Genomic DNA, 21094 nt, shown 5'->3' with positions numbered 1-21094 from the left:
ATTATCCAGTAAAAAAGCTAGTATCTTAAAGAGCTAGACTGAATTTTCAAAAATAAAAAAAATACCACTAGTATCCATTTATGGAGCTAAAGGAGGAAATTATGAAAAGAAAAGAGTATTTTAATATTAGAAAGATGACAATAATAGGAGTTTTAGGTGGAATATCCATAATTTTAGGATTAACACCTCTGGGTTTTATACCTATAGGGCCTACTAGGGCAACGATTATGCATATTCCAGTAATAATAGGTGCTATAATGGAAGGACCTATTGTAGGAGGTTCTGTAGGGCTTATATTTGGATTATCCAGCATGTTTCAAGCTGTCACGAATCCTACCCCAGTGAGTTTTGTGTTTTTAAATCCTTTAGTCTCTGTATTGCCTAGGGTTTTAATTGGAATTATAACTTATTATGTATATAGTGGATTTAAAAAAATAGGTAAAAAAAACACTCTTAGATTTTTAAATATTATATGGGCTTGTATTGTTTTTTATTTACTATACACAGCTTATTCTAATATATCAGTTGGAGAAGATATCTCATCTGCTATTGCAAGTATTATTTTTACTCTTATTGTAATTAGTTTTATTTATTTTACAAATACTAGGCTTAAAGATAGTGAATTAGATATAATAATCTCAACTATAATAGGTAGCCTTACTAATACAATAGGAGTATTAGGATTCATATATATATTCCACGGAAAAGCATTTGTGGACAAATTAGGGCTTGATCCAAACTTAACTAAGAATATTATATTTGGATTAGCTTTGACAAATGGAATACCAGAGGCTATAGTTGCAATTATAATTACAATGAGTGTAATAAGTGCCTTAAAGAGGATTAAATAAGAGGGGTGATATTTTGTTATTAGTGATAGATGTTGGAAATACTAATATAGTATTTGGAGTATATGAAGATGAAAAACTTTTATATAATTGGAGAATTGCTACTCAAAAAGAACGTACATCTGATGAATATGGATTATTATTTCAACAAGTATTTAGTTATCATGGATTGAGTTCAAAGGATATAGAAGATATTATAATATCTTCTGTTGTGCCACCTTTAATGCATACACTTCCAAATATGTGCATTAAATATTTTGGAATAAATCCAGAAGTAGTAGGACCTGGAATTAAAACGGGTATAGATATTAAATATGATAATCCAAAAGAAGTTGGGGCAGATAGAATAGTAAATGCGGTAGCTGGATTTTCAAAATATGGTGGACCGCTTATTATAGTGGATTTCGGAACGGCAATAACTTTTTGTGCTGTAAATAGAAATGGAGATTACTTAGGGGGAGTAATATGTCCAGGGATTAAAATATCTTCTGAAGCATTATTTTTAAGGACATCAAAGCTTCCTAAAGTTGAAATATCTAAACCTAAAAAAGTAATAGGGAAAAATACGATAAACAGTATACAATCAGGTATGGTATTTGGGTATATTGGAATGGTAGATTATATTATAGAAAAGATGGAATCTGAAATGTGTCAACAGGGAGAAAAGTTAAAAGTCGTAGCAACTGGAGGATTTGCAAATCTAGTTGTGAATGAAAGTAAATATATAGATAAGATAGATGAATTTTTAACCTTAGAAGGTTTAAGGATAATACATGAAAGAAATAAAAGGTAAGTAGAAAACTACTTACCTTTTTATGAGGTGAGAAAATGATAATAGACAATTTAAATTTAGAAAATAATCTAATTTTAGCTCCAATGGCTGGAGTTACAGATCTTCCCTTTAGAATTATATGCAAGGGATATGGAGCTGGTCTAGTATTTACAGAAATGATAAGTGCTAAAGGTCTTTATTATGGAGATAAAAAAACCAAAAGCCTGATGATGACAGATAAAAGAGAAGTCCCTTTAGGAATTCAAATATTTGGTTCAGATCCAGATATTATGCAGAAGGTCATAAAGACTCATTTAAATACAAATAAAGATATTCATATTATAGATATAAATATGGGGTGTCCTGCACCGAAGATAGTTAAAAATGGAGATGGTAGTGCTTTATTGAAAGAACCTAAGAAGATTCGTTCTATATTAAGAAAAGCAGTAAAGGCAAGTGATAAGCCTGTAAGTTTAAAGATCAGGTTGGGCTGGGATGATGATAATATAAATTGCTTAGAAGTAGCGAAGGTAGCTGAAGAAGAAGGAATAAAGTTGTTAACTGTACATGCTAGGACTAGAGAGATGTTTTATTCAGGGAAAGCAGATTGGGAATATATAAAAAAGATAAAAGAGAGCATAGGTATAAAAGTCATAGGAAATGGAGATGTATTTACACCTGAAGATGCTATGGATATGTTGAGTTTTACTAGTTGTGATGGAGTGGCACTTGGAAGAGGAGCTATGGGAAATCCTTTTTTATTTAGAAGAATACTAAATAAAATGAAGGGAGAAGAAGATACACCTCCTAGTTATGAAGAAATAATAAATACTGCTTTAGAGCATTTGGAGATGGTTGTTCGCTTAAAAGGAGAAAGGGCTGGAGTAAGAGAAATGAGAAAGCATATAGCCTGGTATATTAAAGGGTTAAAAAACTCTAATGAAGTGAAAAACAAGATAAATACAATTACAACAAAAGAGGAAATAAAAGATATAATGCTTGATTATCTAGAAAAATTAAATAATTAAATGTATATATAATCATTCTCTATCATATAATTTTAAAAATTGTGATGGAGGTGATAATACGAAGCTTCTATATGTAATAGGACATGAAAAATATGAAAGACATCTTAAAAAAGGAATTTACAAATACTTACCAAGAATTTTTATAGGTGATTTTAAACCTAGGATTTTAGATGATATTCGAATTGGAGAAAATGTAATTGGTAAATTCGTAGGTATGAACACAAGAGATGTAGACTTGACAGATGAAAAGAATTTGGAGAAATATATACATGGAATATTAAGTTTAGAAGAAAATTGGGATTATATATATATAGAACAATTTAACTTAAAACTATATAAATATATAGAATCTAAATTAAACTTAAAGTTTAAGAAGGGAAAAAACATAAGATTATATAATATAGTAATGGTATTAAATGAGATTTTAAAATATAAAAAAGAAAAACATAAAGAAGAAATATTAATCTTATGTGAAGATTTGGATTTGTCTTATGAATTAATTAGCTTTATATCTCATGATTTTAAATTTATAAGTTTAATAGGAGTAACAGAAGATGATTTTGAAGATTTATATGATAAAATATTTAAATATACGGGAATTTCTATATTTCAACCTAAGGATATAAAAACTAATTTAAAAAATATAAAGATAGTTATAAATTTAAAGGAAGAACTTAATGAAGAATTAATGGACAAATTAAAAAACATGAATAAAAAGACTATCTTCATAGATTTTAGTTTAAGTAAACCATTATTAGTCCTTGGAGATATAGATATTATAACTGATGTAGTTTTTGATATATCCGAAGAGATATTTATGAATAATATTTTAATTAATAGAGAAATTAAATCCATATTATATGAAAGTTTATTTGGAGACAAAATAAGAAAATTCTCTAAACTTCTTATAAATGAAAAAGAGCTAAAAGAATATAAAAAAATAGATGTTATAAAAATAAGGGGAACATTATAATTTCTTGACATTAAGGCAGACCTTGATTATAATATTCTGCATACAATGTGGATATTTTTTAACAAATTAAATAAAGATATAATTTATTTTTCAAATAAAAGGAGAGAGACATATGGCAGAAAAGCAAGTGTTTTTAACCGCTGAGGGAATGACGAAATTAGAAGATGAACTAGATTTGCTAAAATCAGTTAAAAGAAGAGAGGTTGCAGATAGAATAAAACAGGCCTTAGATTTTGGTGATATTAGTGAGAACTCTGAGTATGATCAAGCTAAAAATGAACAAGCTCAATTAGAAGAGAGAATTGCTAAGATAGAAAATACTCTAGCAAATGCTCGTTTAATAGATGAAAAAGAAATCAATACTGATATTATAAGCGTAGGTTCTAAAGTTTTAGTAAGAGATGTAGAATATGATGAGGAAATGGAATATATAATAGTAGGTTCAGCGGAGGCAGATCCCCATCAAGGAAAGATATCAAATGAATCACCACTAGGGGGAGCTCTATTGGGAATGAAAAAAGGAGATACTATAAAGGTTAAAGTTCCTGATGGACATATTGAGTATGAAATATTAAATATAGGAGTTTAGTGGAACATAACTAAGGAGGAAGTCAAATGTCAGAAAACGAAGTAAATTTAAATGAAATGCTTATGATGAGAAGGGAAAAATTACAACAATTAATAGAAAATGATAATAACCCTTATGCAGTAGAGACCTATGAATACACCCATTATAGCAAAGATGTAAAAGAAAACTTTGAAGACTTAGAAGGAAAAGAAGTTTCAGTAGCAGGTAGAATTGTATCTAGAAGGGGACATGGTAAGGTTAGTTTTCTTGATTTACAAGATAGTGAATCGAGAATTCAAATATTTGCTAAGCTTGACATATTAGGAGAAGAAGAATACCAACAACTATCTTTACTAGATTTAGGAGATATAATAGGGGTAAATGGAGAAGTATTTAAGACAAAAGCAGGAGAAGTTTCTATAAGAGCAAAAAAAATAGTTATAATGTGTAAATCTCTACAAATACTTCCTGAAAAGTTCCACGGATTAAAGGATCAAGATTTAAGATATCGTCAAAGATATGTTGACTTAATTGTAAACCCTGAAGTAAAAGAGACATTTAAACTAAGATCTAAAATGTTAAAATCAGTAAGAGAATATTTAGATGAAAGAGGATTCTTAGAAGTAGAAACACCTATATTAAGTACTATAGCAGGGGGAGCAAATGCAAGACCATTTACGACTCATCATAATACTTTAGATTTAGATATGTATATGAGAATAGCTAATGAATTATATTTAAAGAGACTTATAGTAGGTGGATTTGAAAAAGTATATGAAATGGGTAGAATGTTTAGAAATGAAGGTATGAGTCCTAAACATAATCCTGAATTTACTAATATAGAATTATATCAAGCCTATGTAGATTATGAAGAGATGATGAGACTTACAGAAAATTTAGTTGCATATGTAGCAGAAAAGTCTTTAGGAACTTTAAAAATAGATTATCAAGGAACAGAGTTAGACTTAACTCCACCTTGGAATAGGATAGATATGGCAGATGCAGTAAAAAAATATACTGGAGTTGACTTCTCTAAAATAGAAAGTGATGAGGAAGCTATTAAAATAGCAGAATCTAAAGGTATAGAAGTAAGAAAGGGAATGAAAAGAGGACATATCATATCAGAGATGTTTGAAGAGTTTTGTGAAGAACATCTTATACAACCAACATTTGTTACTGGACATCCTGTAGAGGTATCACCTTTGGCTAAAAGAAATCCAGATGATCCTAGAAAGACAAATAGATTTGAAGCATTTATAAACACATGGGAAATTGCAAATGCATTCTCAGAATTAAATGATCCTATAGATCAGAGACAAAGATTTGAAGCTCAAGTAGAACAAAAATCTCAGGGAGACAGTGAAGCTCATCCTATGGATACAGACTTCTTGAATGCATTAGAAGTAGGTATGCCACCTACTGGAGGGCTTGGGATTGGTATAGATAGACTTATAATACTTTTAACAAATCAAAAGAGTATAAGAGATGTATTGTTATTCCCTACTATGAAACCTATAGAAGAATAAGTATTAAAGGATTATTTCATAGAAACCCTTGACAGTTAATTATATTTATTGTATACTAAAAATCCAGTCGAAACTAATATGTTTTTGCTGGATTTTCAAATTTTGATAAAACAATTTAAAATAATTTTTAAAAAGTTGTTGACAAAATGAGAAAAACATAGTAGTATATTAAGAGTTGACTCAAACAAAGTCAACAAAGCAAGAAAAGAGTCAACAAAAAAGAATTTAAAAAAACTGTTGACAAGAAACAAAAGAAATGTTATACTAATAAAGTCGCCTCGAGAGAGCGGCAATGAACTTAGATAATTAAACAGTGTGAAATACTTTGAATCTAAACACACAAAATCAATTAACAACAAATAATTGAGCCAATCAAACTTAAACTTTTAAATGAGAGTTTGATCCTGGCTCAGGACGAACGCTGGCGGCGTGCCTAACACATGCAAGTTGAGCGAAGTTTTAAAAGAAGATTTCTTCGGATTGACTCTTTTATTATCTTAGCGGCGGACGGGTGAGTAACGCGTGAGAAACCTGCCTTTCACAAAGGGATAGCCTCGGGAAACTGGGATTAATACCTTATGATACTTTTAGATAGCATTATTTAAAAGTCAAAGCGTAAAGCGGTGAAAGATGGTCTCGCGTCCCATTAGCTAGTTGGTGAGATAAAAGCTCACCAAGGCAACGATGGGTAACCGGCCTGAGAGGGTGAACGGTCACACTGGAACTGAGACACGGTCCAGACTCCTACGGGAGGCAGCAGTGGGGAATATTGCACAATGGAGGAAACTCTGATGCAGCGACGCCGCGTGAACGATGAAGGCTTTCGAGTCGTAAAGTTCTGTCCTAGGGGACGATAATGACGGTACCCTAGGAGGAAGCCCCGGCTAATTACGTGCCAGCAGCCGCGGTAATACGTAAGGGGCGAGCGTTGTCCGGAATTATTGGGCGTAAAGGGTTCGCAGGCGGCCTTTTAAGTCAGATGTGAAATCTCACGGCTTAACCGTGGTAAGCATTTGAAACTGGAAGGCTTGAGTTAAGGAGAGGAAAGTGGAATTCCTAGTGTAGCGGTGAAATGCGTAGATATTAGGAAGAATACCAGTGGCGAAGGCGACTTTCTGGACTTATACTGACGCTGAGGAACGAAAGCATGGGGAGCAAACAGGATTAGATACCCTGGTAGTCCATGCCGTAAACGATGAGTGCTAGGTGTTGGGGGTCAAACCTCGGTGCCGCAGCTAACGCATTAAGCACTCCGCCTGGGGAGTACGTACGCAAGTATGAAACTCAAAGGAATTGACGGGGACCCGCACAAGCAGCGGAGCATGTGGTTTAATTCGAAGCAACGCGAAGAACCTTACCAGGGCTTGACATGCCTCTGACCACTCTAGAGATAGAGTTTTCCCTTCGGGGACAGAGGACACAGGTGGTGCATGGTTGTCGTCAGCTCGTGTCGTGAGATGTTGGGTTAAGTCCCGCAACGAGCGCAACCCCTATTTTTAGTTGCTAACAAGTTAAGTTGAGCACTCTAGAGAGACTGCCGATGATAAATCGGAGGAAGGTGGGGATGACGTCAAATCATCATGCCCTTTATGTCCTGGGCTACACACGTGCTACAATGGTCGGTACAACGAGGAGCCACTTAGCGATAAGGAGCGAATCTCTAAAAGCCGATCCCAGTTCGGATTGTAGGCTGCAACTCGCCTACATGAAGTTGGAGTTGCTAGTAATCGCGGATCAGAATGCCGCGGTGAATGCGTTCCCGGGTCTTGTACACACCGCCCGTCACACCATGGAAGTTGGCGATACCCGAAGCCGGCGAGCTAACCGCAAGGAAGCAGCTGTCGAAGGTAGGGTCAATGACTAGGGTGAAGTCGTAACAAGGTAGCCGTATCGGAAGGTGCGGCTGGATCACCTCCTTTCTAAGGAGATTATGACCTAACAGAAATCTCTGATTTCGTTGTAGGTCAGATGTCGCGTAGTCTAAATCTTTGATTTAGTCTACGGAGCCGACTCCAAAGTACTCACACTGTTTTCTTATATATATTAACTTATTTAATTAAGTTACACTGAACATTGAAAACTACAAAAGCAATAAAAAATAGATCAAAATTTTTAAGGTCAAGTTATTAAGAGCATAGGGCGAATGCCTTGGCACTAAGAGCCGATGAAGGACGGGATAAGCACCGAAATGCTTCGGGGAGTCGCAAGTAGACTTTGATCCGGAGATGTCCGAATGGGGAAACCTACTTGAGCAACCCTCAAGTATCATACACTGAATACATAGGTGTATGAAGGAAGACCAGGGGAACTGAAACATCTAAGTACCCTGAGGAAGAGAAAGAAAAATTCGATTTCCTAAGTAGCGGCGAGCGAACGGGAAACAGCCCAAACCAGATTTATCTGGGGTTAAGGAAAAAGCAAAGGATATAAAATTAGTAGACGAAGAAGACTGGAAAGTCTCACCAAAGAAGGTGATAGTCCTGTAGTCGAAACTAAGTTTATACAGGCTTTTCTCCAGAGTACCATGAGACACGAGAAATCTTGTGGGAAGTAGGGAGGACCACCTCCCAAGGCTAAATACTCCTTAGTGACCGATAGAGAATAGTACCGTGAGGGAAAGGTAAAAAGAACCCCGGGAGGGGAGTGAAATAGAACCTGAAACCCTATGCTTACAAGCAGTGGAAGCACTTTATATGTGTGACCACGTACTTTTTGTAGAACGGGCCAGCGAGTTATGGTATGCAGCAAGGTTAAGTAATTAAGTTACGAAGCCGTAGGGAAACCAAGTCTTAATAGGGCGAATTAGTTGTATGCCATAGACCCGAAACTGAGTGATCTATCCATGGGCAGAGTGAAGTTGAAGTAAAATTCAATGGAGGCTCGAACCGGGTAACGTTTAAAAGTTATCGGATGACCTGTGGATAGGGGTGAAAAGCCAATCGAACTCAGAGATAGCTGGTTCTCCTCGAAATAGCTTTAGGGCTAGCCTCAAGATAAAGTGAGATGGAGGTAGAGCACTGACTGGCTAAGGGGCGCATAGCGTTACCAAAGCCTATCAAACTCCGAATGCCATACTCATATACTTGGGAGTCAGACTATGGGGGATAAGCTTCATAGTCGAAAGGGAAAAAGCCCAGACCACCAGCTAAGGTCCCTAAATCCAAATTAAGTGTGAAAGGATGTGGGGTTTCACAGACAACCAGGATGTTGGCTTAGAAGCAGCCATACATTTAAAGAGTGCGTAATAGCTCACTGGTCGAGAGACCCTGCGCCGAAGATTTCCGGGGCTAAATTTGGTACCGAAGCTGTGGATTGATACAATAGTATCAGTGGTAGAGGAGCATTGTGTTAGGCTTGAAGCTACACCGAAAGGAGTGGTGGACTTAACACAAGAGAGAATGCTGGCATAAGTAGCGAAAGGTGAGTGAGAATCTCACCCGTCGAAAGCCCAAGGTTTCCTGAGGAAGGCTCGTCCACTCAGGGTAAGTCGGGACCTAAGCCGAGGCTGAAAAGCGTAGGCGATGGACAACAGGTTATAATTCCTGTACTAGATAAATGCGTTTGAGAGATGTGGTGACGCAGAAGGATAAGTTGAGCGCGCAGTTGGAAAAGCGCGTCTAAGCAAGTAGGAAGTGGGGATAGGCAAATCCGTTCCCATAATTCCAAGATGTGATGGGGATCGAAAAACAAGTAGAGAAGCAACTGACTCCATGCTGCCAAGAAAAGCCACTATCGAGTATTTAACTACCCGTACCGTAAACCGACACAGGTAGGCGAGGAGAGAATCCTAAGACGAGCGGAAGAACCTTTGTTAAGGAACTCGGCAAAATGACCCCGTAACTTCGGGAGAAGGGGTGCCAGAGAAGGATAGATTGCACAATCGAAAGATCATCTGGCCGCAGTGAATAGGCCCAAGCGACTGTTTACCAAAAACACAAGTCTCTGCTAAGTCGAAAGACGAAGTATAGGGGCTGACACCTGCCCGGTGCTGGAAGGTTAAGGGGAAGAGTTAGGAGTAATCCGAAGCTTAGAACTTAAGCCCCAGTAAACGGCGGCCGTAACTATAACGGTCCTAAGGTAGCGAAATTCCTTGTCGGGTAAGTTCCGACCCGCACGAAAGGTGCAACGACTTGGGCACTGTCTCAACAAAGGATCCGGTGAAATTGTAGTACACGTGAAGATGCGTGTTACCCGCGACAGGACGGAAAGACCCCGTGGAGCTTTACTGCAGGCTGACATTGGATTTTGGCATAACATGTACAGAATAGGTGGGAGACTAAGAAACCAGGACGCTAGTCTTGGTGGAGTCAAATGTGGGATACCACTCTTGTTAGGCTAGAATTCTAACCTGGTACCATTATCTGGTATAGGGACACTGTCAGTTGGGCAGTTTGACTGGGGCGGTCGCCTCCTAAAGAGTAACGGAGGCGCTCAAAGGTTTCCTCAGCACGGTCGGAAATCGTGCGAAGAGTGTAAAGGCAAAAGGAAGCTTAACTGCAACACCTACAAGTGGAGCAGTAACGAAAGTTGGACTTAGTGATCCGGTGGTACCGCGTGGAAGGGCCATCGCTCAACGGATAAAAGCTACCCCGGGGATAACAGGCTTATCTCCCCCAAGAGTTCACATCGACGGGGAGGTTTGGCACCTCGATGTCGGCTCGTCTCATCCTGGGGCTGGAGTAGGTCCCAAGGGTTGGGCTGTTCGCCCATTAAAGAGGCACGCGAGCTGGGTTCAGAACGTCGTGAGACAGTTCGGTCCCTATCCGTCGTGGGCGTAGGAAATTTGAGAGGAGCTGTCCTTAGTACGAGAGGACCGGGATGGACAAACCGCTGGTGTATCAGTTGTCTCGCCAGAGGCATGGCTGAGTAGCTAAGTTTGGAAGGGATAAGTGCTGAAGGCATCTAAGCACGAAACCCCCCTCAAGATAAGATTTCCCATCAATAGAGTAAGACTCCAGGAAGACCACCTGGTAGATAGGTCTAAGGTGAAAGAGTAGTAATACTTGAAGCTAAAAGATACTAATAAGTCGAGGACTTGACCAAATGATGATCAAAGATAAATTGCTAAGTAGTTTTCGTCTGGTGACGATAGCAAGAGGGACACACCTGTAACCATACCGAACACAGAAGTTAAGCCTCTTAACGCCGATGGTACTTGGGTGGCAACGCCCTGGGAGAGTAGGAAGTCGCCGGGCTACATATATAAGAACCCCTTACTGCATAATAGATGCGGTAGGGGGTTTTTATCATTAGGAGGGAAAATTCACCTATAAATTTCTATGGAAATTGTATTGCATATTAGTACAATATATGTTATTCTGTTAGATAGAAATTGAAGTGCAGTTTTGCAACTTAAATCTATTTACTCGTTACACTAACTTTTAAATCAGTCCTGTGAGGCTGGAAAGGAGAGATATTATGACAGATAATATTATGAAAAAAGCTCAGGTAAAAGAGTCATCTACATTACTTGAGGGTTCAAAAAAGACTATATTAGCCCTACAACATTTAATAGCTATGTTTGGAGCTACAGTATTAGTACCTATGATTACGGGTTTCAACCCATCTATTGCTTTATTCTCAGCAGGTATGGGGACTCTTATATTCCATGCTTGTACAAAAGGTAAAGTACCAGTATTTCTAGGCTCATCATTTGCCTTTATTCCAGTAATTTTAACAGTTAAAGAGATTTACAATGGAGATCTAGCCTACGCCCAAGGGGGTATTATGGTGGCTGGATTAATTTATGTCCTTTTATCCTTCTTAATTAAAAAGATAGGTGTGGAAAAAATTCAAAGATTACTTGCACCTCAAGTGGTAGGACCAATGATTATTGTAATAGGATTAAACTTAATTCCTACAGCTTATAATATGGCAAGTCAAAACTTAATGGTGGCTTTTATAACACTTGGTATAGCAGTAATAATAAAATTTAAAGGGACCAATTTTATAAAACAATTATCCATATTGATAGCAGTAGCAGTAGGATATTTAATATCATTAAGAATTGGATTAGTAGAAACAGAAATCATAAGAGAAGCTTCAATAGTGTCAATTCCTGCATTTAATTTGCCAAAGTTTGACTTAGGAGCAATAGCAATTATAGCACCGGTTATTTTAGCTGTATTCATGGAGCATCTAGGAGATATAACAACTAATGGGCAGGTAGTAGGAAAAGACTTTATAAAGGAACCAGGATTAAATAGGACTCTCTTGGGAGATGGATTAGCAACTGCCTTTGCATCACTAATAGGCGGACCAGCCAATACAACTTATGGAGAAAATACAGGGGTACTTGCAATAACAAAGAATTATGATCCATCAATATTGAGACTTGCAGCAGTATTTGCAATAGGATTAGCTTTTATATCTAAGATAGGAGCTGTACTTGCAACTATACCAAATGCAGTAATGGGTGGAATATCACTTATGCTATTTAGTATGATCTCTTTAATAGGAGTAAATACCATAAGAAACCAGAAAGTAAAATTTAATTTCAAAAACTTATTAGTAATAATTACAATTTTAGTATTGGGGCTAGGTGGAGATTATTTATCTAGCACTTTAGGAATAACAGTAGGTATACCAATAAATGAGTCAGTTCAAATAAATGGTTTGAGTTTTGCAGCTTTAGTAGGTATAAGTTTAAACTTCATATTAAACCTACTAGGAAAAGAAAAAGAAGCTTAAATTAAATATTTTTAAATAAAATAAATTAAACTGTGCATAATTTTAAATTATGCACAGTTTTTAAATTAGACAATTTTCCATATAAAGTATAAAATAGAGTAGAATACAATAAAGGAGTAAAAATATGTCTAAAAAAATAATAGTAATAGGAGCAGGAGCCGCAGGGATGATTTCTGCTATAGTTGCCAAGAAAAATGGAGCAGATGTATTACTTTTAGAAAAGAACTCTAGAGTAGGTAAAAAACTTCTTGCAACAGGAAATGGAAGATGTAATTATACAAATCAAAATGTAAGAATTGAAAATTATCATGGTGAAAATCATAAATTTGCTTATAGTGCTTTGAGAACTTTTAGTGTGGAACAGACCATAGATTTTTTTGAAAGACTAGGGATAACACCTGCTATAGAAGATGGTGGCAAAGTATTTCCATTATCTTTTCAAAGTTCTAGTATGTTGGATGTACTTAGATATGAAATAGATTCACTAAATATTGATCTAATAACAGAAGCTGAAGTAGTAGATATAGTAAGAAATCATAAATTTATAGTTATATTAAAAGATGGTAGAAAATTTAAAGCTGATAAAGTAATATTAGCAACAGGCGGTATGGCAATGCCTAATAGCGGTTCTAGTGGTGATGGGTATAAGCTTGCTAAGAAACTTGGTCACAGTATTACAGATATATTTCCAGGGCTCGTACAGTTAAAATTAGAAGGAAATATATTTAAAGGATTAAAAGGAGTTAAATTTAAAGGAATAGCAAGACTATATAAAAAAGGAAAGATAGTCTTAGAAGATACTGGAGATATACTTTTTACTGATTATGGAATATCTGGTCCTCCTATACTTCAATTGAGTAGAACAGCCTTATATAATCTAAATAGAGGTGAAGAAATAGAACTTGAAATATCAATAATTTATACAAAAACTTTTGAAGAATTAAGGATATATTTAGAAAATAGATTTTTATTAATGCCTAAAAAATCTATACAGGATGCTCTAATAGGAATGATAAATAAAAGACTTATAATTCCTATTTTAAAAGAATTAAATATAGATAAAAATAAGAATGTATCTAATCTTTCTAAGGATGAAATAATTCGATTGACTCGTATACTTATATCCTGGAGATTTAAAATAATAGGAGGTCTTTCTTTTTCAGATGCTCAAGTTACAGCAGGAGGAGTAAGAACTAATGAAATAGATAATAAGACTATGGAGTCTAAGCTAATTAAAGGATTATATATTGTAGGAGAATTGTTAGATATAGATGGAGATTGTGGAGGATTTAATTTGCAGTGGGCATGGTCATCTGGATATATTGCAGGTATTAGTGCATCCACAGATAAAATTTAGTGTTTGGAGGATATTATGTCAATAAATAATAAACTAAGAGAGCTAGAAGAGAATAATAAACAAATAAAGGTATCCTTAATAGGAGCAGGTTTAATGGGCAAAGGTATGGTCAGTCAGATGATGCTGATGAAAGGAATGATACCAGCTGTAGTAGCAAGTAATAAAATAAAAGACGCCATGGATGCCTATACTTTAGCTGGGATTTCAAAAGAAGATATAGTAATAGCTAGGAATCTAAATGATATAAATACTAGCATGGAAAGGGGAAAATATGTAGTAACTGATATTACAGAATATGCTACTAAGGCTAATTTAATCGATGTGGTAGTTGATGCTACAGGAGTCCCAAATGTAGGTGCTAAGGTTGCCATGGATTCAATTTCAAATAGAAAGCATATAGTAATGGTAAATGTTGAGGCTGATGTAACTGTTGGACCAATACTAAACAAATTAGCTAAAGAAGCAGGAGTAATTTATACAGGAACTGCTGGTGATGAACCTGGAAGTGTGAAGGAAATATATGATTTTGCAGATGCCTTAGGATTTGATATATTGGCAATTGGAAAAGGAAAAAACAATCCTATTGATTATGAAGCTACACCAAGTAGTTTAAGGGAAAAAGCACTTAAAAAGAACTTAAAACCTCTACGACTAGCTTCTTTTGTCGATGGTACAAATACAATGATTGAAATGGCTGCTATGAGTAATTCTACAGGCTTTTTGCCAGATATTAGAGGAGGACATGGACCGACAGCAACGGTAGAAGATTTGCCAAAAATCTTTAGCCTTAAAGAAGATGGGGGAATATTAAATAATAAAAAAATAGTTGACTATGTCCATGGCATAGCTCCAGGTGTATTTGTAGTAGTTAGTACAAAATTGCCTCAAGTACACGAAGAAATGAAATACTTAAGTATGGGAGAAGGCCCAAATTATGTGCTGTATAGACCATATCATTTGACTAGTTTAGAGACACCTATAACTGTTGCCAAAACTGTTATTTACAAAGAAGCTACAATAGCACCAAAGTATGATACTCCTGTAGTTGAAGTAATTACTAGAGCAAAAAAAGATTTAAAAGCTGGAGAGCATTTAGATGGTATAGGAGAATATACAGTTTTAGGAAGTATAGATACTTATGAGGTAGCTAAAAAAGAAAATTTAGTTCCTATAGGTCTTATAAATAAAAATGCAGTAGTCAAAAGAGATATCAAAAAGGGAGAATTTATTACCTACGATATGGTGGATATAGACAAGGATACAGAAATATATAAATTAAGAATGGAACAAGAAAAACTTGTTTAAATTTACTAGAATAAAATTATCCTTGACAAAATTAAGATAATTAAGTATATTAGTAGACAAGTAAAAAGACATGCATAGATAAGGACAGTAGCAAAGTAAATTTATCTTAGAGAGATAATCATTAGGTGAGAGATTATCATAAATCCTTTGTGAAGATCACCTTTGAGCATAATACCTGAAATCATTAAGGTATTACGGAGATGACCGTTATTCTATTAAGTGACAAATATACTAAGTATATTTGTAATTTAGGTGGTACCGCGAAAAACTCGTCCTAAGTCTATATAGATTTAGGACTTTTTTAATTAGAGGAGGAGAAGAATTGAAAAGATTTGATGAATTATCAAAGGACCCTGTAAAGTCAAGGGAACAAGAGATCTCAAAGTATTGGGATAGTATTGATTTATTAAATAAATCTGTTAATACCAGAGATGAAGATAAACCTTTTGTATTCTATGAAGGACCCCCTACGGCTAATGGAAAGCCAGGAATTCACCATGTAATGGCTAGGACATTGAAGGACTTAACTTGTAGATATAAGACTATGCAGGGTTATCAAGTTAAGAGAAAAGCAGGATGGGATACTCATGGACTTCCAGTAGAAATTGAAGTGGAAAAAAAGCTTAATTTAAAGGATAAACACGATATTGAAGCATATGGAGTAGAGGCATTCAATAAAGAGTGTAGAGAGTCAGTTTTCCAATATGAAAAACTTTGGAGAGATATGACGGAGAGAATGGCATATTTAATCGACTTAGACGATCCATATATAACTCTTGATAATAATTATATAGAATCTGTATGGTGGATACTTGATAAATTTTTTAAGGAAGGATTAATATATGAAGGTCACAAGATACTTCCATATTGTTCTAGATGTGGAACAGGACTTGCATCTCATGAAGTAGCTCAAGGCTATGAAGAAATAAAGACTGAGACTGTAATAGTTAAGTTTAAAAGAAAAGACAAAGATGAGTATTTCTTAGCTTGGACGACTACACCTTGGACATTGCCTTCAAATGTAGCTTTAACAGTAAATCCAAAGGAAATCTATTTGAAGGTAAAACAAAATGATGAAATCTACTATTTAAGTAAAGTATTGGCAGATAAAGTGCTAGAAGATGAATATGAAGTATTAGAAGAATTAGAAGGTAAAGACTTAGAACATATGGAATATGAGCAATTGATTCCATTTATAGATGTAAAGGGTAAGGCCTTTTTTGTAACCCTAGGAGATTATGTAACTACAGAAGATGGTACGGGGATAGTTCACTCTGCTCCAGCTTTTGGTGAAGATGACTATAATATTGGACTTAAATATGATTTAGCAGTAGTAAATCCTGTATCTGAAGATGGTAAATTCTTAGAGACTCCATGGGAAGGCAAATTTGTAATGGACGCAGATAAGGATATAATACAGTGGCTAAGAGAAGAAGGTAAACTCTTTAAAAAGCAAAAGATGAATCATAATTATCCTCATTGTTGGAGATGTCATACACCACTATTGTACTATGCTAAGCCATCTTGGTATATCCAAATGACTAAGTTAAAAGATAAGTTAATAGAAAACAATAAAGGGGTAAATTGGTATCCAGATTTTGTAGGAGAAAAAAGATTTGGAAATTGGCTTGAAAACTTAAATGACTGGGCTATTTCTAGAAGTAGATATTGGGGTACTCCATTCCCAGTATGGAAATGTGATAGCTGTGATCATGCAGATAGTGTAGGCTCTAGAGCTGAATTAGTAGAAAGATCTATAGAAGATATAGATATGGATATAGAGCTTCATAGACCATATGTAGACAATGTACATTTAAAATGTGATAAATGCGGCGGTAAAATGACTAGAGAAAAAGATGTAATAGATGTATGGTTTGACAGTGGTTCTATGCCATTTGCTCAACATCATTATCCATTTGAGCATAAGGATGATTTTGATAAATTATTCCCAGCGGACTTTATATGTGAGGGTATAGATCAAACTAGAGGATGGTTCTATTCATTACTTGCAATCTCAACTTTTGTAACTGGAAAAGCTCCATATAAAAATGTATTAGTAAATGATCTTGTACTTGATAAAAATGGAAAGAAAATGTCTAAATCAAAAGGAAATACAGTAGACCCATTCAGATTATTTGATGAATATGGTGCAGATGTATTAAGATGGTATATATTATATGTATCACCACCATGGACTCCAACTAAATTTGATGAAAATGGACTTAGAGAAGTAGAGTCTAAATTCTTTAGATCTCTTAAAAATATATATAATTTCTTCTCATTATATGCAAATACTGATGAAGTAGATCCAAGGGAATTCTTCATCCCTTATGAAGAAAGACCAGAGATAGATAGATGGATATTATCTAAGTACAATAATTTAATAAAATCAGTAAAAGAAGATATGGATATATTTGAACTTACAAGGGTAGTAAGAAACATTCAAGATTTTGTAATAGAAGATGTATCTAACTGGTATATAAGAAGAAATAGAAGAAGATTTTGGTCTACAGAATTAGATGATGATAAAAAGTCTGTATACAACACCACTTATGAGATACTTTTAGGTGTGTCTAAGATGATAGCTCCATTTGTACCATTTATAGCTGAGGAATTATTCCAAAAACTTTCAGATGATGAGTCTGTACATCTAGCTTATTATCCAGAGTTAAATGACGAGCTTTTAGATAATGAATTAGAAGAGAAAATGGATTTAGTTAGAGACTTAGTTGGAATTGGTCGAGCTTCTCGTGAGTCTGTAAAATTAAAAGTACGTCAACCTTTAGCTGAGGTTGTTATAGATGGAAAATATGAAGATAAGATTAAAGATTTAATTCCTCTTATAAAAGAAGAATTAAATGTAAAAGAAGTAGTATTTGAAAAAGATTTATCAGGGTACATGAACTATAGCTTAAAACCTAATTTCAAAGTAGCAGGATCTATACTAGGTAAAAAGATAAAAGAATTTGGAAAAGTACTAAGTCAATTAGATTCAAAAGATACAGTTGAAAAATTAGAATCAGGTGAAGAATTAGTATTGAATCTAAATGGAGAAGATACTAAGATAGAAAAAGATTATGTACAGGTTACAATTTCTTCTAAAGAAGGATTTAATGTAGTAATGGAAAATAATCTATTTGTAATCTTAGATACTACTTTGACACAAGAATTAAAAGAAGAAGGATATGCAAGGGAATTTATATCTAAAGTTCAACAAATGAGAAAGAATAATGGATATGAAGTACTTGATAATATAAATGTATATTATAATGGAAGCAGTGAGATACAATCAGCAGTAAAATCTTACGAAGAATTTATAAAATCAGAAACTTTAGCTGAGGCTATAAAACTAGTAGAAGAAGATTTAGAAGAGCAAGATTTAAATGGAGAAATGACAGGAATTAAATTAGAAAAGATTTAAAAGGAAAAAAACCTTACAGTGATTGGAGAATTAATCACTGTAAGGTTTTTAAATTTAATATAACTATCTTACCTTGAACTTGAAGGTCGATACACAAAGCTTTTCACACTATCCTACATTTGAAAAAAATTAATGATTGTGTTCTTCACAAATAGAGCCAGTTGATTTTAGGTTTCCATTTAAATAGGATTCTACAGCTTCTTTACTAGTACTCTGCGCTCCTACTATAACTTTTATATTATGTTGGTTAAATATGTCTACTGCACCTTTACCCATGCCACCTGATATTATGATATCTACTCCTTTTTCATGTAAGAAGTTAGGCAAAAATCCAGGTTTATGTCCAGGATTAGCTATGCTTTGTTGACTTATTATTTCCTTGTCTTTAGTTTCAAAAATTTCAAAGGTTTCACAATGGCCAAAGTGACCAGTTACATTTTTATTGTCGCTTGCTACTGCTATTTTCATATAAATTCCTCCATTTTTAAAATAATAGTTTAATAGTTTCACTATAGATTTTTTCCATCTTTTTAGCAGCTTCACATTGGATATCTACAATAGTTTTTCCACTATTTACTGCTGTAATTACAGATTCATCATAAGGAATACTTCCTATATATGGGATGTCTAAGTTTTTACATATTTCTTGTATTTGTTTAGAAATTTTTATATTTACATCATATTTATTTATACACACTGCCATCTTAGTTCCAAAATGAGATACAGTGTTTATTATCCGGTTTAGATCGCTTACACCAGAAATGCTGGGTTCTGTAACTATTAAAACCATGTCTACTCCAGTAATAGATGCTATAACAGGACATCCTATACCAGGTGAACCATCTATTATTTCTAGATTTGATTTTATTTCATCAGATTTCATCCTTTTTTTTACTTCAGTAACTAATAATCCTGAATTTCCACTTCCTATTTCTAGTTCAGCAGTGGAAAATATATTATTGTCTCTATATAATTTTAAATATCCAGATACATGAGGTACCATTTTAATAGCATTTACTGGACACAAAAATTTACAAAGACTACAGCCTTCACAAGAAAAAGGATCTATATGATAAGAATTTGTACTTTCATCATAAGAAACTGCATCAAATCTACATTTTTCTCTACATAAATTACAATTAGTACATATATTGTTATCAATACTTGCCTTATCCAAACCATAAAAAGGAGATATATTTGGGGCAGTATCTTTATTTAATAATATATGTAAATTTGGAGCGTCCACATCACAATCTGCAAATACCCTTGTTTGTGATAATTTTATAAAGGAACTGGCAACAGTTGTTTTTCCAGTACCACCTTTTCCACTAAGGATTAGAAGTTGTTTCATAGCTTAGCCTCCTTAGTTATGGCTTTTAAGATACTTTTAAACTTATTTCTATAAAAATTATCCTCTCTTGCCGCTATAAGAGAATTAGAATTTAAGTCGCCTAAATTTTTGTCATAGGGGATTTTTCCTAGTATCTTTATTCCTTTAGAAATACAAAAGTTTTCTGAAGGATTTTCTTTATCTAAAGTCTTATTTAATACTACACCAAAGGGTTTTTTAAATAATTTTACCAATTCATAGACTATATTTAAATTATGGGAACCAAATTCTGTAGGTTCTGCAACTAACACACAATAATCTACATCCTTAATCGTGTCCATTACAATACAGGCACTTCCTGGTGGAGCATCAATTATAGTTAATTTATTATCTTTTTTGATTTCTTTTAATAAATTGCTTATAATCGGTGTTCCTGAAGATTCTCCAATGTTTAGAGTCCCCGTAAATACATTTACATCTTCACTATGACCTATATCTATCTTTCCTATTACTCTATCTTTTTCATATATAGCATTTTGAGGGCATACAAATAGGCAAGCTCCACAGGAGTGACAAATATCTTCAAATACTAAGACTTTTTTTGCATATGCAAGAGCATTAAACTTACAAAATTTAACACATTTTTTGCAACCAATGCATTTTTCATGGTCTATAACAGGGACCTTAACATTTATATCCTTAGTATCTAAAATATTAGGTTTAAAAAACAAATGCCCATTAGGCTCTTCTACATCACAATCTACATAATTTGAATTTTCATATACACTAGCCAAGTTTACAGATAATAAAGTCTTTCCTGTACCACCTTTTCCACTTAATACAGCGATTTTCATATTATCTACTACCATGCCTATGTAGGCCTTGATGGATATCTAAAAGGGGAGATAGCTTATTTTCTTTGAAATTATTAAGATTATCTTCTATAGATTTGGATATAGACTTATAAATATCTACATCTCCAGATTCTAAGACTTTAGCTGCATTATTTCCACATCTAGGTGTAATTAAAATATTTATATTTTTATCAACTAATATTTGAGCAGCTTCTATTCCAGCTCCACCTTGACTATTTACAGCGGTGTTTTTAAAAAAATCATACTCTTTAGTTTGATCATTATATATTAGAAAAAAATTTGCCCTTCCAAAATTATCACTGATATTACTATTCATAGATTTTTCATCTATAGGTATACCTATAATCATAAATTTTCCTCCTTAAGTTATCGACATATGTTCTTTATATTTATAATAACAT

General features: G+C 34.3%; 14 protein-coding genes, 3 rRNA genes and 1 other annotated feature. Of the genes, 13 read left to right on the top strand and 4 right to left on the bottom strand.

All coding sequences use genetic code 11. The annotated features are described in order from the left end of the window. Window positions 1–101: 101 nt before the first annotated feature. The 13 genes from AC4PG3_RS11590 (at window position 102) to ileS (ending at window position 18488) form a co-directional block, all read left to right on the top strand. A complete protein-coding gene (locus AC4PG3_RS11590) occupies window positions 102–851 on the top strand; it encodes an ECF transporter S component (protein ID WP_492196784.1) in 750 nt (249 codons plus the stop codon). 13 nt (window positions 852–864) lie between these two features. Further along, window positions 865–1641 (top strand): type III pantothenate kinase, encoded by a 777-nt coding sequence (locus AC4PG3_RS11585; RefSeq protein ID WP_492196783.1) that lies wholly within the window; start codon window positions 865–867, stop codon window positions 1639–1641. 35 nt (window positions 1642–1676) lie between these two features. Beyond that, window positions 1677–2648 carry a tRNA dihydrouridine synthase DusB gene (dusB, locus tag AC4PG3_RS11580; protein ID WP_492196782.1) on the top strand — a complete coding sequence of 324 codons (972 nt, stop codon included), beginning with the start codon at window positions 1677–1679 and terminating at the stop codon, window positions 2646–2648. A 214-nt stretch (window positions 2649–2862) separates the two neighbouring features. Then, window positions 2863–3621, top strand: a complete 759-nt coding sequence (locus AC4PG3_RS11575) for a hypothetical protein (RefSeq protein WP_492196781.1) — start codon at window positions 2863–2865, stop codon at window positions 3619–3621. Window positions 3622–3733: 112 nt separating this feature from the next. Continuing rightward, window positions 3734–4210, top strand: a complete 477-nt coding sequence (greA, locus tag AC4PG3_RS11570; RefSeq protein WP_492196780.1) for a transcription elongation factor GreA — start codon at window positions 3734–3736, stop codon at window positions 4208–4210. A gap of 26 nt (window positions 4211–4236) precedes the next feature. Beyond that, the gene (lysS, locus tag AC4PG3_RS11565; RefSeq protein ID WP_492196779.1) at window positions 4237–5715 is read left to right on the top strand and encodes a lysine--tRNA ligase; all 1479 of its coding nucleotides are present in this window, start codon (window positions 4237–4239) and stop codon (window positions 5713–5715) included. 386 nt (window positions 5716–6101) lie between these two features. Next, window positions 6102–7634, top strand: a 16S ribosomal RNA gene (locus AC4PG3_RS11560). Window positions 7635–7831: 197 nt separating this feature from the next. After that, window positions 7832–10758, top strand: a 23S ribosomal RNA gene (locus AC4PG3_RS11555). A gap of 35 nt (window positions 10759–10793) precedes the next feature. Continuing rightward, window positions 10794–10910 (top strand): 5S ribosomal RNA (rrf, locus tag AC4PG3_RS11550). The 16S, 23S and 5S rRNA genes sit together here, the layout of an rRNA operon. Before the next feature lie 223 nt (window positions 10911–11133). After that, entirely contained in the window at window positions 11134–12405 is a 1272-nt protein-coding gene (locus AC4PG3_RS11545) for a uracil-xanthine permease family protein (RefSeq protein WP_492196778.1), read from the top strand. A 124-nt stretch (window positions 12406–12529) separates the two neighbouring features. Further along, window positions 12530–13762, top strand: a complete 1233-nt coding sequence (locus AC4PG3_RS11540; RefSeq protein WP_492196777.1) for a BaiN/RdsA family NAD(P)/FAD-dependent oxidoreductase — start codon at window positions 12530–12532, stop codon at window positions 13760–13762. Between the two features lie 15 nt (window positions 13763–13777). Next, on the top strand, window positions 13778–15067 hold the full coding sequence (locus AC4PG3_RS11535; protein WP_492196776.1) for an NAD(P)H-dependent oxidoreductase: 1290 nt from the start codon (window positions 13778–13780) through the stop codon (window positions 15065–15067). Window positions 15068–15133: 66 nt separating this feature from the next. Then, window positions 15134–15347 (top strand) — a binding site (T-box leader). 42 nt (window positions 15348–15389) lie between these two features. Then, a complete protein-coding gene (ileS, locus tag AC4PG3_RS11530; RefSeq protein ID WP_492196775.1) occupies window positions 15390–18488 on the top strand; it encodes an isoleucine--tRNA ligase in 3099 nt (1032 codons plus the stop codon). A 129-nt stretch (window positions 18489–18617) separates the two neighbouring features. On the opposite strand, the gene AC4PG3_RS11525 is transcribed toward ileS, so the two are convergent. The 4 genes from AC4PG3_RS11525 to AC4PG3_RS11510 are packed head-to-tail and all read right to left on the bottom strand — an operon-like array spanning window position 18618 to window position 21042. Further along, a complete protein-coding gene (locus AC4PG3_RS11525; RefSeq protein WP_492196774.1) occupies window positions 18618–18956 on the bottom strand; it encodes a NifB/NifX family molybdenum-iron cluster-binding protein in 339 nt (112 codons plus the stop codon). Window positions 18957–18972: 16 nt separating this feature from the next. Further along, entirely contained in the window at window positions 18973–19839 is an 867-nt protein-coding gene (locus tag AC4PG3_RS11520; protein ID WP_492196773.1) for an ATP-binding protein, read from the bottom strand. Next, the gene (locus tag AC4PG3_RS11515) at window positions 19836–20672 is read right to left on the bottom strand and encodes an ATP-binding protein (RefSeq protein WP_492196772.1); all 837 of its coding nucleotides are present in this window, start codon (window positions 20670–20672) and stop codon (window positions 19836–19838) included. The genes AC4PG3_RS11520 and AC4PG3_RS11515 overlap by 4 nt, the downstream gene beginning before the upstream one ends. Window position 20673: 1 nt before the next feature. Continuing rightward, window positions 20674–21042, bottom strand: a complete 369-nt coding sequence (locus tag AC4PG3_RS11510) for a NifB/NifX family molybdenum-iron cluster-binding protein (RefSeq protein WP_492196771.1) — start codon at window positions 21040–21042, stop codon at window positions 20674–20676. Between the last annotated feature and the right edge of the window lie 52 nt (window positions 21043–21094).

The sequence above is a fragment of the Tissierella sp. QWL-11 genome, from assembly GCF_058683765.1.
This window is presented reverse-complemented; position numbering and strand designations above follow the sequence as displayed.

What these genes read in the sequence shown, in the direction of transcription:
- AC4PG3_RS11590 (WP_492196784.1), top strand. Translation starts at nt 102, where the DNA reads ATGAAAAGAAAAGAGTATTTTAATATTAGAAAGATGACAATAATAGGA.
- dusB (WP_492196782.1), top strand. Translation starts at nt 1,677, where the DNA reads ATGATAATAGACAATTTAAATTTAGAAAATAATCTAATTTTAGCTCCA.
- AC4PG3_RS11575 (WP_492196781.1), top strand. Translation starts at nt 2,863, where the DNA reads ATGAACACAAGAGATGTAGACTTGACAGATGAAAAGAATTTGGAGAAA.
- greA (WP_492196780.1), top strand. Translation starts at nt 3,734, where the DNA reads ATGGCAGAAAAGCAAGTGTTTTTAACCGCTGAGGGAATGACGAAATTA.
- lysS (WP_492196779.1), top strand. Translation starts at nt 4,237, where the DNA reads ATGTCAGAAAACGAAGTAAATTTAAATGAAATGCTTATGATGAGAAGG.
- AC4PG3_RS11545 (WP_492196778.1), top strand. Translation starts at nt 11,134, where the DNA reads ATGACAGATAATATTATGAAAAAAGCTCAGGTAAAAGAGTCATCTACA.
- AC4PG3_RS11540 (WP_492196777.1), top strand. Translation starts at nt 12,530, where the DNA reads ATGTCTAAAAAAATAATAGTAATAGGAGCAGGAGCCGCAGGGATGATT.
- AC4PG3_RS11535 (WP_492196776.1), top strand. Translation starts at nt 13,778, where the DNA reads ATGTCAATAAATAATAAACTAAGAGAGCTAGAAGAGAATAATAAACAA.
- AC4PG3_RS11525 (WP_492196774.1), bottom strand. Translation starts at nt 18,956, where the DNA reads ATGAAAATAGCAGTAGCAAGCGACAATAAAAATGTAACTGGTCACTTT.
- AC4PG3_RS11520 (WP_492196773.1), bottom strand. Translation starts at nt 19,839, where the DNA reads ATGAAACAACTTCTAATCCTTAGTGGAAAAGGTGGTACTGGAAAAACA.
- AC4PG3_RS11515 (WP_492196772.1), bottom strand. Translation starts at nt 20,672, where the DNA reads ATGAAAATCGCTGTATTAAGTGGAAAAGGTGGTACAGGAAAGACTTTA.
- AC4PG3_RS11510 (WP_492196771.1), bottom strand. Translation starts at nt 21,042, where the DNA reads ATGATTATAGGTATACCTATAGATGAAAAATCTATGAATAGTAATATC.